Source organism: Litorimonas taeanensis, from assembly GCF_003634015.1.
Classification (GTDB): Bacteria; Pseudomonadota; Alphaproteobacteria; order Caulobacterales; family Maricaulaceae; genus Litorimonas; species Litorimonas taeanensis.
Genome location: NZ_RBII01000002.1, coordinates 61,775 through 74,322, shown reverse-complemented (window position 1 = coordinate 74,322; position 12,548 = coordinate 61,775). Strand labels below are relative to the sequence as shown.

Here is a 12,548-nt window from a genome sequence, read left to right as displayed (position 1 = left end):
CAGGAGAAGTCTTGGCGTTTAAGACTGTCCATGTCAAAATGTAGTTCTACTCTTAAAAAGAATCTTATGATACTGACCTGTCCAAAATGTTCCACCCGTTATATGGCAAAAGAATCGGCTATTGGCCCGAATGGCCGTACGGTGCGCTGTGCAAAATGCTCAAATGCTTGGTTCGTGTCCCCGCCCGCAGAAGAATTGGGAACGCCAGATGATTTGCAGCTCCAAGATATTGAGCGAGAATCAGCAAAATCTATTGATTCCGTGCTTTCAAAAGATACTCAATCACCGACTAAGGCGTTTGGCGAAACGCCTGCTTTTACATCAGAGGACACCCCAGAGCCCGATATTCAAGGGGCGTCATTGGCCGCTCGCGGTGCGGATGCATTAATGCGGGATAAAGTCGAGGCGGAGAAACGCCGCGCACGGCAACGGGTTATCTTGATGATTTGGTTTATCCCTTTGCTTTTCATTTTTGGGCTTTGCGTCGTTTTATTTGTCGCGCGGGAATCAATTGCCGAGCGCTTCCCCGCTAGCGTTCCTTATTATAACGCAATGAATATTAATGTGAGCCATACTGGGCTGAAAATCGAAGCCCCGCAAATGCTCATTGCAGAGCGGGATAATGGGGCCGTGATTGAAATTGTAGGCAAAGTTAAAAATCTCACGCAAAAGGCCAAACCTTTACCGCCTGTGATATTAACCTTGCATAACCCCGCAGGAGAAGAAGTGACGCGTTGGGAATACACATTTGAACAAAAGGTTTTACCGGCATATTCAGAAGTTGAATATAGAACGGAATATGTGAACCCGCCGCCAGACAGTGACCATCTCCAGTTTCGATTAGCCGATATAAAGCGTTAAGAGAAAACGCTAAGGCTGCAATTGCGCGAGGTCTGGTATTTAAAATCTTTTCAGCAGACGTTCGAGATAATCTCGTTCTTCTTGGGCACGGTCTTGTTCGGCGGCGCGGCGACGTAGCTCTTCCATTAATTCCCGAGACCGCTGGGCATTGTCTCTGTTATCAATATCGATATCTGAATCCTCGGAATTTGCGCCCCCATTTTCTCGGCCTAATGGATCTGATTCCTCACCATTTTCGGCGTTTTGCTGACCTGATCTCGCAAGGGCTGCTTCGGCCATTGATTGTCCGGCTTGGCGCAGAGCTTGAATAGCCTCAGCTTGGGCGTCACCCGCCTGTTCTAAATCACCATTTCTTAAGGCGCCCGCCGCGCCAGACATGGCTTCTTGCGCGCGAGACAAAGCGTCTTCGGCGTTTTCAGAACGGCCAGTGCCGTCTCCTTCATCACCTTGTTCCGATCCACCGCCGGTTTGGCTGTCGTCTTCTCCGTCCTGACCCGCTATCGCCTCGTTGTCAGAGCTATTGTCACCTTCGAACAAGCCAAATTTTTCAGCGTCCTTGCCTAACTCTGTTAGGAGGTCCTGTAATTGTTCTTGGCGCGCGGCGAGTTCACCTGGGCTGAGGGCTGAGTTTTCACCGTCCCCGCCTTCTTGTTCTGCATTGCGTTGAGACTCTTCGGTTTCATCTTGAAGCTCACGTTGTTCCCCCAGCAAGTCGGCAAGCTCTTCGAGATTTTCTTTCATCTCTTCGCTCATTTCACCCTGCATGCCTTCTCCATCACCGCCGCCTTGCGACTGTGATAGCTGGATTTTCATATTTTCTAAGACTTCTGCCAATTGGGCGAGGGCTCGTCTGGCGCCTTCCACGTCTCCGGCTCTATTGGCTTCTTCGATAGCTTTCAGTAATTCTTCGATTTCGTCGGTGGACTGTAACCCCCCGCCGCCGCCATTGCCGCCTTCAGCGAAGTTACCTTCTTCTAGGGCTTGGCGGCGTAATTCCTCAGTATAAGCTTCGACGGCTCTGTTATAGCGTTCAAATAACGTATCGATTTCGCGTTGTGGCGCACGGCGCGCCATGCCCTCGCGAAGTGCGACTTCGGCTTCTCGCATTTCTTCGAGAGCCGTGCCTAAAATTCCAAATTCTGCTCGTAAGGCAATTGACCAAAGCTCATCTGGGATAGGGGCCAAAACTGAGGCCTCGCGTGCATAACGTAGACGCGCTCGCACATTGCGCAGACCGAGATAAACGGTGGGGTCTTGGAATAAACCTTCTGGGCGATCGGTGACAGCTTCGATAAGCAAGGCCGCGCGCTCTATGTTTTCTGGTGCCCTCTCCAACCGCATTTCAGGTTGGTAGGTATCATAAATGATGCCAGCTCTGTTTAGGGTCTGGGGTTCGGGGGCGTATTCCGTATCAATCGCAGAGAGGACAAGATTGCGTTGCTCAATCACGGCTTTGGCAAGCGGTTCGACAAATATTTTATCAGGGACTCTGAAATAGGTTTCATCCGAAAACGCAGTTTGATTTGCCCCGTCAACAGCCACTAATCGTGCAATGACTTTTTTCCCTGCGAGCGGGTGGCGTGTCAGATCTTGCTTTGTTTCTACATTTACTGCTTTGGGCAAAGACCCACTGCTTAGAGGGATTGTAATCGAGCTCGATTGTGCAAATGGATCGACGGAATCGGCTTGAATTTCGGCCATTTGCAAACGCAATTCGGTGACGCCGTAATCGTCCTCTAGCGAATAAGTGACAACCAACCGGTCTTGTTTATCGGCTTCGGGGACGCCTTCAAGGGTCACATTAGGCGGGCTGTCGGCCACGACATTTAACGGCCAAGTTTGACGTTTGGAGCCAATGCGCCATATCGCCTCTCCTGAGCGATCGATTGCCGCGCGGGCTTCAAAGCTTTTTGGACCTAATTTTGTGAGGCGCAGATAGTGTGATTTTCCGCCAAGGCGAAGTTGCGGACGCGTAGGGGTTTTAGCCCCGTTCATACGCGCGACCCATTCACTGCCTTCTGGGATTGAATCAATATCTTGTCCTTTGAAATAAATGGGCGGACGGCCCGTATAGTCAGGCGGGTCTATCCAAGCTTCGAAAGAAACCTCTGCAGGATTAATGCCCGATTGCCAGACAGGTAAAACAGAGCGTCGCAGACGTTCCATATTATTCCCAGACCCCATTATCATGGCCCCTGCAATCATGACCGGCAAAGCATACCGTAAATAATACGGATCTCGCGGCTGCACAGTCGGGATAAGTTTCGGGCTGTTTAATGATTTAGATTGCGATACGGCGCGTTCGTAATGGGCTGACCATCCTTCTGCGCCAATAGCTGGTTTGTCGTCTAAAACATCAAGCGGACGATGACGTTGACCAGAATCCCGTTCCACGCGTCTTTTGGCATCAGAGATTGACGGTAAGGGGCGTTTTTGAGCCGCATAGGCGGCGCGTACTAAAACATATAAAGCCCCGATAAAGGCAATCCCGCGCCATGGGTCGCCTATGCGTTCCCAAAGCCCTGAAAACACACCGATGAGAAATAACCCAATAATAAGCGCCGCAAGGAGGAAGACAGGGACATAGCGTTCCCAAAAAAGCCAAATCCGCGCTGTGCAAATATAGCGGTATAACCGCGTTTGTAGCGGCCCATCCTTTTGCGCGGCAGAAGGCTTCTTTATCGCAGGACTATGTTCAGATGAATCTGTCATATAGCTCGACTATAAAGCGCGCTTGGCCGCTGTCGTGTTAAATTTTAGCCAAGCTACAGTTTGCGCCTGCATAGGTTATTTCAGCCAGTCTGGTAGGCGCTCGGATTTTAAAATTTCAGCGACGGTTGGACGCTCGCGGATGATTTCGAATTTGTCGCCTTTAACAAGCACTTCGGGGATAAGAGGGCGGGTGTTATATTGGCTGGCTTGAACGGCGCCATAGGCTCCAGCGGAATGCATAATAACTAGCTCGCCCGACTTTAGCGCAGGCATGTCGCGGCCTTTGGTAAAGGTGTCACCGCTTTCGCAAATGGGGCCTACAACATCATAAGTGGCTTCCGCGGCATCAGACCCCGGCGCGAGAACAGGCTCTATATCATGATAGGCGTCATAAAGAGCAGGGCGGATAAGGTCGTTCATGGCCGCGTCCAGAATAAGGAAATCTCGGTCTTCACCCTTTTTGACATAGAGGACTTCGGACAAAAGCACGCCTGAATTTCCTGCGATCATACGGCCCGGCTCGAAAATCATTTCGACATCCATATCGCGCGTAAGGTTTTTGACCATTTGGCCATATTCAGACGGCGGTGGCGGCGTTTTATTATTGTCGCCATATGGAATGCCGAGACCGCCGCCAATATCAAAACTTTTAATCGTATGGCCTGCTTGACGAAGGCGAGAAATTAACCCGCCGACTTTTGCGATGGCGGCTTCGAAAGGCGCTAAATCGTCAATTTGCGAACCGATATGTACATCAACGCCGACAATCTCAATGCCCGGTAATGTCGCTGCATGGGCATATGCGGCTTCTGCGGAAGACCAAGCAATGCCAAATTTATTTTCTTTCTTGCCCGTAGAGATTTTGTCATGCCCGCCAGCGGTGACATCAGGGTTCACGCGAAAGGCGATGGGGGCTTTTGTACCCATTTCAAGTGCGACATCGTTGAGAACATTTAATTCCGGTTCGCTTTCCACATTAAAGACGCGAATGCCAGCTCTTAGGGCGTCACGCATTTCTGCGCGCGTTTTACCAACGCCAGAGAAAACAATTTTATGAGCGGGGATGCCTGCCATTAAGGCGCGGGCAAGCTCGCCGCCGCTAACAACATCTGCGCCAGCGCCAAGCTTGGCAAGGGTCGCCAAAACAGCAATGTTAGAATTAGCTTTGACGGAATAAGCGACAAGGGCCTCTATGCCTTTAAAACTCTCGGCAAAGACTGAGTAATGGCGTTCAAATGTTGCCGTAGAATAAACATAAACAGGCGTGCCTACGGCTTTTGCAATTGTCCGTAGGGGGACATTTTCGGCGTAAATTTCGCCGTCTTTATAGTCGAAATGGCGCATGGTCTTAGGGGTTCCGTCTTGGCAGGGCCGTTAGAGAAATAGGGTGATTAAAAGGGTTCGTCGCTTTCAAGATAGCTGTCACCGAAAATATCATTTTCGTCATTCTTGTTATCAATCGGGCTGCTGTCAAAGATTGAGTCGTCTTTAGCTTTCTCAGCCTTATCCGCTTTTGTATCTTTTGCCATTGTATCACTTGCCATGTCGGGATTAGGTTTTTCTTCGCCCCAAACTGGTGGAGGGGTTTCAAGCGGGCCTTTTATGCCGCAAGCGCTGAGGCCCAATAGGCCGCAATAGAGCCCTGTGATGGCGAGAGGTTTTAATGTGCCGTTGAGCATAGCGGGCATGGAGTCGTTCCTTGTCATTACTGTGACTGGGATAATCGCTCGTGCAGGCCTCGTCGAGTCTTAAAGGGGGTTTAAACCTCACAATGGCGTGCTTTGACAGATAAGAACCATGACAAGGCGACTTCCTGACAGTTTATTAATTTAGCAAGAGGCATTCCTGCGCTAGACCGTCACTTTATCGAAAGGTCATTTATGCGGAAAACACTCTTTGCGCCTGTTTTTGGGTTTGGAATAGCGGCGAGCCTCTTAGCGGTTCCAATGACGGCAATGGCGAAACCTGACTGTACAGAAGCCAAAGGGTTTTTAAATGTAATTAAGGCCTTTCACCAAGCCGATGCAGATCTTACGAATATTATTCAACCTGAACTATCTATCAAACTTACGGCCGTGGGAGACAATCCACAACCAAGCGGGATACGGTATATCTATGAGGCAGAAACACATGATTTCCCTCTGGATGAAACAGGAAAAGTTTTGAACCTCGAAAATGCCGTCAATTTCAATAAAGAGGGCAAGTTGTGTAAATTAATTGATGGCCACTTGGTCGAAGAAACAGACGCGCCCACAGGACAAGCCGATCTGAGTTTTAGCTTTCCGTTTAAACAGAGTTCGGGAGAGCATAGCGCCGAAGCGCTATATGAAGGCGCAAAGGATGGGTCCAAAGTGATGAAGGCCTTAGCACCAGGTGGCTTGGGTTTTGTTGTCCCCGGTTTGAAGTCTATCGTCTTAAAGCCCCGTCAAGATGATGGAGAGACGCCGCAGATAAGTTTTTGGAAAGAGGGAGCGCCCATAGAAGGCCCAAAAATCACAAAGGTGGGGCAAGCTCAGTTCTTTAAATTAAAAGCCTTGAAACAGTCCAAGGCGGACACGATTAAACTCTCTGGTGATTACCAGCTTGAGGCGTTCTTCAAATATGACGAGGCTGATCTAGAAGACGCTGAAGCCAAGCGGCTTGCTGATTTAGCCGCCAAGGCCGAGTCCGCAGATGCAGCAACGCAGAATAATCAGGCCATCGGCGAATGAAAGACGATACAATGATGGGGCAGCATTAATCCTCAATGCGCAAGAGAGACATCAGCGGTCTATAGAGAGTCTTTCTCAAAAGAGGCCCTTTATTATATGTGCAGGTAATTATAAGAGCAGATATGAAACTATTTAAATCCTCACTTCTTTTAGCCACAACCCTTATTGCATGGGGCTGTTCACCCGCAAATGCTCCGGATACTTTATCAGATAATACTACCACTAATTTATCTGTAAATTCAGCGACCGAGACCCTTGCTGAAAACCCCGCGATACCATTCGACTATAAGGGCGAAATATCCAGTGAATTGGCAACGCAATTTTCGACCCTTGCGCTGGATTGTGTGCAAAGAGAGTTCCCAAATAAAATTTCCCGTACAACTGATACCGCCGAAGAAATTGGCCGGCCACAAGACATCTTTCCCGTTTTTTATGGCTGTTTTGATTGGCACAGCGCCGTACATGGTCATTGGTTACTCATTCGTCTCATCCGTATGGCGCCCGACGGTGCATGGAAAGACGAGGCACGAGCCAAACTCGAAGAGAATTTCTCTGTGGAAAATATAGACGGCGAGATTGCGAATTTTGCCCGTCCAGCCCGTGGGGCATGGGAGCGCCCCTATGGCTTGGCTTGGTTCTTACAATTGACCGCAGAGCTACGGGAGTGGGATGATCCGCAGGGCAAAGTCTGGCTTGAACGCTTAGAACCTTTAGAAGCGGATATCGCGCAAAGCCTCAATGAATGGCTTCCAAAACTGGCCTATCCTGTCCGTCTGGGAACCCATAATCAAAGTGCATTTGCATTTGGCTTGATGTGGGATTGGGCAGAAACAGCCAAAGACGATGACATGCTGGCCCTATTGAAAGAGCGCAGTTTGGCTTTTCATCAATCAGATGTGAATTGTCCCTTGGCCTATGAACCTAGCGGTGAAGATTTTCTCTCGCCTTGCCTTATGGAAGCGGATTTAATGCGGCGCGTTCTCAGCCAAGACGCTTTTTCCAAATGGCTCTCTGACTTTATGCCTTCTATTCCCGTGGATGGGTCGGATGATTGGCTTGCGCCGGGTATCGTCAAAGATGCGAGCGATGGAAAGCTGGTACATCTTGACGGTGTGAATTTATCTCGCGCTTGGAATCTTTATAATCTCGCTTCAGTCTTACCAGAAACAGACCCGCGCCGCGCGAGCTTAATTGCGTCGGCCCAGCTGCATGAACGTGTAGGTATTGCGGCGATATCAGACGAGCATTATTCGGGTTCGCATTGGCTTGCCAGTTTTGCCACTTATTTAGTGACTGCCCGCGGCATAAATTAGAACGAAACAGAGTCAGATGGATTCAGCTATATGGGCGTTAATAGGCGTAGTGATTGGCACTATATTGTCGGGCGTTATTAGTTACGCCTTACAGAAAAGCCAATTTAATCATGAGAAAGAGATGTTTGATTTGGAGAATAAAAGTCTCCAAGTCGTCAAAGCTTTGCTCAAAGAAATGCTAAATCATAAGGGATATACTGATCGCTCATTTGACGCCTTGAAACAACCCATTGGCGGCTATTCCGATGATGAAATCCGTCAGCTTTTACATGAAATTGACGCACAACGGATTGAACGAAATGGTGAAGAATGGTGGTTCCTGAGATCACGCAAAGAAGAACGTATCGAACATTTGCGAGATAAAAAGGCCAAGAGAAAGGTTGAATAACATAATGTTGCGCCAATCTGAAACTATTGAAAGTCCATGCAAGTTAATATGCAAACTTGATTTGGAAACGCGCCTTTGCACGGGGTGCGGCCGTAGCCGCGATGAAATCGGGGCTTGGATGGGCTATAGCCGCGCCGAACGCGCCTTCATCATGACGCAGTTAAAGGCTCGCCTAGACACATTGAAAGCCGCAGGGAAATTGGAAACGTAAAACTGCTGGGGCAAATAACCTTTGGTTTTCTGTCCGTTGTTATGAATTTTCCTTGTGATATATTTCAGCGCGGCAAGTTTTCAGTGTTAACCCAATTCCGCTTTCCATCGTGCGACTTGTTTTGCGACTTCACTTGGCGCTGTGCCGCCATAGCTTGTGCGGCTAGAGGCTGAGGCGAGGGGGGAGAGGACGCGGAAGATATCATCCGTTATGCGCGGTTCTACGGATTGTAGGTCAGAGAGCGACAAGGCATCCAGAGTTTTGTCTTGTTTTTCGGCCATAGCCACAACGCGGCCTGTCACGTGGTGGGCGTCACGGAAGGGCATGTTAAGCGACATAACGAGCCAATCAGCAAGGTCTGTCGCTGTCGAGAAGGCAGCGCCTGCGGCTTCGGCGAGGCGCGGCTTATTTGGCGTCATATCAGAGATCATACCCGTCATAGCGGCGAGGCCCACTTCGAGGGCATCAAAGGCATCAAAGACAGGTTCTTTATCCTCTTGCATGTCTTTGGAGTAGGCAAGAGGCAGGCCTTTCATGACGAGGGTGAGCGTGGTCAGCGCGCCCATAATGCGTCCTACCTTGGCCCGAACAAGCTCGGCCGCATCTGGGTTACGCTTTTGCGGCATGATAGAACTGCCTGTTGTAAAGGCATCCGAGAGCGCGATGAATTGAAATTGCGCGCTGGTCCAAATGACCATTTCTTCGGCCAGACGGGACAGATGGGTTGCGCATATCGTTGCGGCAGAGAGTGCCTCTAGCGCAAAGTCGCGTGCCGATACGGCGTCGAGTGAGTTGGCCATGGGCCGCGCAAAGCCGAGCGCATTGGCTGTGGCTTCGCGGTCAATTGGATAAGGCGTTCCCGCCAATGCTGCTGCGCCGAGCGGGCTCTCATTCACGCGTTTATAGCAATCTTTGAAACGGGCGCGATCTCTGGCAAACATTTCAAGATAGGCCAGCATATGATGACCAAAGGTCACGGGCTGCGCGCTTTGTAGATGGGTAAAGCCCGGCATGATTGTGTCCGTATTGGCTTCGGCTTGACCGAGAAGCGCGGCCATTAAGTCCGTCAGCTGGGCATCGAACAGATTTAAATGATTTCTGACCCAAAGGCGGAAATCCGTGGCGACTTGGTCATTACGTGATCGGCCAGTGTGAAGGCGTCCAGCAGCTTCACCAATTTTTTCTTTTAAGCGATTTTCAATGTTCAAATGAATGTCTTCCAGTTCGTCTTTGAACGGGAATTTGCCCTCTTGGATTTCGATTTTGATTTCATCCAAGCCGGCATCTATGGCTTTGTAATCGTCTTCAGTGATTATCCCTTGGGCGGCAAGCATAGCTGCATGTGCTTTGGAGCCTTGGATGTCTTGATTGGCGAGGCGTTTATCATATTGAATACAGACGTTAATGGCTTGCATCAGCGCGCCGGGTTGTGCGCTGAAACGTCCCCCCCACATAGTCTGGCCTTTAGCGTCTTTTTTATTTACAGGGTCGCTCATGTTTAACGTCTCTTCAATGTTCAGCCTTGGTAACCTGATACGGGCCATGGTGTTTATCGGCCTCATAGCCGTGTTTTTAGTGGTAGTGCAATCCTGTCAAAAGCCAAAATCGGCATTAGATAGGTTTAGCGTTAAATCTTTGTCGAAATTAACCGAATTAGAAAGCCCGCCGCCGCAGCCAGTCATAGAGTTTACCTCTCCGCAGGGCGAGACCATGCAATTATCAGAGTATTCTGGAAAAGTGGTTTTAGTTAATGCTTGGGCGACGTGGTGCCCGCCTTGCGTGGCGGAAATGCCCTCTCTTAATGCGCTGCAAAAAGCGCGCGGCGGCGATGACTTTCAAGTCGTGACCATCAGTTTAGATAATAAGAAATCTCAAATCACAGAGTTTTTTGAGAAAAACGGTATTGATGCTCTGCCGCAATGGCATGATGGGACGTATGAGATTAACGGGAAATTGCGTCTTCCGGGTTTGCCGACGACGGTGCTTTATAACCGGCAAGGCCGCGAAGTCGCCCGCCTCTCTGGCGAGGCGGAATGGGACAGCACAGAAGCCCTGTCCCTGATTGATTATTTAATCGCGCAATAGTGAAAAGACCTATTCGTGAATATCGACGTCAACACCGGGGTCACGCGGCTTTGGTAGGTCTAGGTCCGGATCAATCGTATCAATGTCTTCGATGATGACGGTGTTGTTTAAGAACCATTCTGTTTCTTGCAATTGCTGAACTTTGCGCGCTCTTTGGCGAACAAAATCTACAGTGCCTGTGGGAATGCCAATATCGGTGGCTTCGTTATTTATATATAAATTCTGAGGCGCCGCATATTTTCCGTATCCGCCAGTCGTATCAGAAATAATATCCATTGTTCGGTGGTATTTAAACGCGGATGTCTTTTCAACTTCGGCATAGACTTCGGGCCGCATATATCTCTTAAAATGTTGCCGTAAATCCGCTTCTAAATTTGGGAAATAACGCGGAGCGACTTCTTTGTAATAAGGCGCAATTTTACCAAAACCAAAACCCCGTAGAGAATTGATAAATTCTTCTGCATTTTGACGCAAAGTGTAATCAATATTATTTCTGTCAAATGCCACAGCCGGCAAACTTGGCGAGCCAAGCGTCCCATCATGGAAACCATAAATCACAATAGGGTTATCCCAATAACGATAGACAATGTTCTCACGTATATCGCGCAGAGATAAAGGCACGCCTTTGACGACAAGAATTTTAGCGTCGTGAAGCTTTGCATCAGAATTGGCCCGAGGCTTGATATCTTTTGGGTTAACTTTGGGATACACCTCCATGATCTCTTTAATCAGCGCCAGATTGTGCAAATTAAACCAATAAGAGAGCTGGTCATTGCGGGAGAGGCTTGTCAGATCGACTTTGTCAGGGATTTCTGTCAAATCTTTGAGATAGTCACGGACAATGTTTTTCTGGGTGTTATCAAACATTGAATAGATAATTTTATTACCTTCCAGACGATAAGGTGACGTGTGTTTTTTTACCACACGTGTTCCAGTAAAAGCGTCTGGGCGTGTGGCCATTTTGCGCAGAGAGGGGCCCATATAAAGAACGATGCGTTCGACCAATAGATCCATAACTTCGAAATCAAGGCGGGTGTAGCTGGAGGGATTGGGTTTAAACTGTGAGAATTGATCCATGACCGAGGCTGAGCGAATAGAGGCCGCTTGGCTATGGTCCAGGGTTCCACTGGTGGCGGCTTGGCTTGGGGCCGTAAGAAAACCGATAAGGGCCGCACTGCCTAATAAGGTTTTAAGATACGTCATTTTGTCTCTCCGCTACGCAGTTTATAGTCGTACAGCCTTGCATTTCGTTCCGACTATATATCGAAAAACGATATGTTACTATCTTTTTTTCATGTGAAAATGCGAAAAATTCCAAGAGCCCGTTCCACAGGCCTGATGCGATGGAGGGCTGTATCAATAAAATCTTGCTGATTTGGTGATGTAAAATTCCAAATTTAAGCGCGAAAAAATCTGTCTCCTTTTCATTTGTAATGTGACCTTACGACAGCCTTTCGAAAAGGTGATGAAAATGGGGCAAGGCTACAGGGTTGATTTCATGGGCAGAGTTAGAAAATGGGCCGAAATAAAGGCGGGTTTTTTCTCTCCATAACCTTAAATCCAGTTCACTTTACCTTCGGGGAAAACTGAAACAGTCTGCGTTCAAGGTTGGGGAGCCAGCATGAAATTAGGAGAGACCCACATGCAAACGAAGACATTTATTAGCCTTATGACATCAACGCTTTTCATTGGCGCGGCCGCATCGGCCACAGCCCAAGACGCGCTTTTAAAAGGTGAGACAGCTCTGGTTGCGCAGGTGCAAGACGTTAATTTGGACGTAACATCCCAGACACAGACATCCCTTAACTCAGACGCGATGGACATGTTTGCCTCGGCTGATGTGAATGCGGATAAAAGCCTAGACCGCGAAGAATTTGTGACATTCGCTTTATTAAAAGCCGGCGCAGGCGATAGCTATTTTTCTATGATCCGTGAAAAGGGCGCCTATGATTCTGCGTTCAACACGCATGATGCGGATGCCAATGCTCGCCTTGATAAAGAAGAGCTTAGCGCGCGGTTAGAGCCTATGACAGCCGAAGAGGGCGCTATTAAATTACCAAGCGTTGATAAAAAATCTGATTTCAAAGTTGAGTCTGAAACCAAGATTGAGACAGAGACAGACATGTCAGGCGAAAGCGACACAGTCGAATAATCATATAACCCGTTTCAAACACACCTGATACGGGGCGCATTTTTCAAGGGGGCGTTCACGCATAATCCCCTCTGAAAGGATAAAGGCGAGACAGTTTTGTCTCGCCTTTATTATT

The 12,548-nt window shown here is 48.7% G+C and carries 12 protein-coding genes; 7 read left to right on the top strand and 5 right to left on the bottom strand.

Annotation, left to right across the window (positions count from 1 at the left end; translation table 11 throughout):
• Positions 1 to 30 precede the first annotated feature (30 nt).
• Entirely contained in the window at positions 31 to 861 is an 831-nt protein-coding gene (locus DES40_RS08210; RefSeq protein ID WP_170144934.1) for an MJ0042-type zinc finger domain-containing protein, read from the top strand.
• A gap of 39 nt (positions 862 to 900) precedes the next feature.
• Here DES40_RS08210 and DES40_RS08205 read toward each other — a convergent pair whose 3' ends face one another.
• The 3 genes from DES40_RS08205 to DES40_RS08195 form a co-directional block, all read right to left on the bottom strand.
• Positions 901 to 3,573: a DUF4175 domain-containing protein gene (locus DES40_RS08205; RefSeq protein ID WP_121100650.1), complete on the bottom strand. Its 2,673-nt coding sequence runs from the start codon at positions 3,571 to 3,573 to the stop codon at positions 901 to 903.
• A gap of 75 nt (positions 3,574 to 3,648) precedes the next feature.
• A complete protein-coding gene (gene lysA / locus DES40_RS08200) occupies positions 3,649 to 4,917 on the bottom strand; it encodes a diaminopimelate decarboxylase (RefSeq protein ID WP_121100648.1) in 1,269 nt (422 codons plus the stop codon).
• Between the two features lie 47 nt (positions 4,918 to 4,964).
• Positions 4,965 to 5,261, bottom strand: a complete 297-nt coding sequence (locus DES40_RS08195) for a lipoprotein (RefSeq protein WP_121100646.1) — start codon at positions 5,259 to 5,261, stop codon at positions 4,965 to 4,967.
• A gap of 192 nt (positions 5,262 to 5,453) precedes the next feature.
• Between DES40_RS08195 and DES40_RS08190 the strand changes: the two genes are divergently transcribed.
• From DES40_RS08190 to DES40_RS08175, 4 genes are all read left to right on the top strand, one after another.
• A complete protein-coding gene (locus tag DES40_RS08190; protein WP_121100644.1) occupies positions 5,454 to 6,284 on the top strand; it encodes a hypothetical protein in 831 nt (276 codons plus the stop codon).
• A gap of 122 nt (positions 6,285 to 6,406) precedes the next feature.
• Positions 6,407 to 7,597, top strand: a complete 1,191-nt coding sequence (locus DES40_RS08185; RefSeq protein ID WP_121100642.1) for a DUF2891 domain-containing protein — start codon at positions 6,407 to 6,409, stop codon at positions 7,595 to 7,597.
• Between the two features lie 16 nt (positions 7,598 to 7,613).
• Complete coding sequence (locus tag DES40_RS08180; protein ID WP_121100640.1) at positions 7,614 to 7,985, top strand: hypothetical protein; 372 nt, start codon at positions 7,614 to 7,616, stop codon at positions 7,983 to 7,985.
• Between the two features lie 4 nt (positions 7,986 to 7,989).
• Positions 7,990 to 8,196, top strand: a complete 207-nt coding sequence (locus DES40_RS08175; protein ID WP_121100638.1) for a DUF1289 domain-containing protein — start codon at positions 7,990 to 7,992, stop codon at positions 8,194 to 8,196.
• A gap of 86 nt (positions 8,197 to 8,282) precedes the next feature.
• Here DES40_RS08175 and argH read toward each other — a convergent pair whose 3' ends face one another.
• Positions 8,283 to 9,692, bottom strand: coding sequence for an argininosuccinate lyase (gene argH, locus DES40_RS08170; RefSeq protein ID WP_233345536.1), 1,410 nt, complete (start codon positions 9,690 to 9,692; stop codon positions 8,283 to 8,285).
• Between argH and DES40_RS08165 the strand changes: the two genes are divergently transcribed.
• Entirely contained in the window at positions 9,691 to 10,281 is a 591-nt protein-coding gene (locus DES40_RS08165) for a TlpA family protein disulfide reductase (protein ID WP_170144933.1), read from the top strand. The two genes, argH and DES40_RS08165, sit on opposite strands and share 2 nt — an antisense overlap.
• 9 nt (positions 10,282 to 10,290) lie before the next feature.
• Here DES40_RS08165 and DES40_RS08160 read toward each other — a convergent pair whose 3' ends face one another.
• The gene (locus tag DES40_RS08160; protein WP_121100634.1) at positions 10,291 to 11,484 is read right to left on the bottom strand and encodes a DUF547 domain-containing protein; all 1,194 of its coding nucleotides are present in this window, start codon (positions 11,482 to 11,484) and stop codon (positions 10,291 to 10,293) included.
• A gap of 439 nt (positions 11,485 to 11,923) precedes the next feature.
• Between DES40_RS08160 and DES40_RS08155 the strand changes: the two genes are divergently transcribed.
• Positions 11,924 to 12,433 carry an EF-hand domain-containing protein gene (locus tag DES40_RS08155; protein WP_121100632.1) on the top strand — a complete coding sequence of 170 codons (510 nt, stop codon included), beginning with the start codon at positions 11,924 to 11,926 and terminating at the stop codon, positions 12,431 to 12,433.
• Positions 12,434 to 12,548 lie beyond the last annotated feature (115 nt).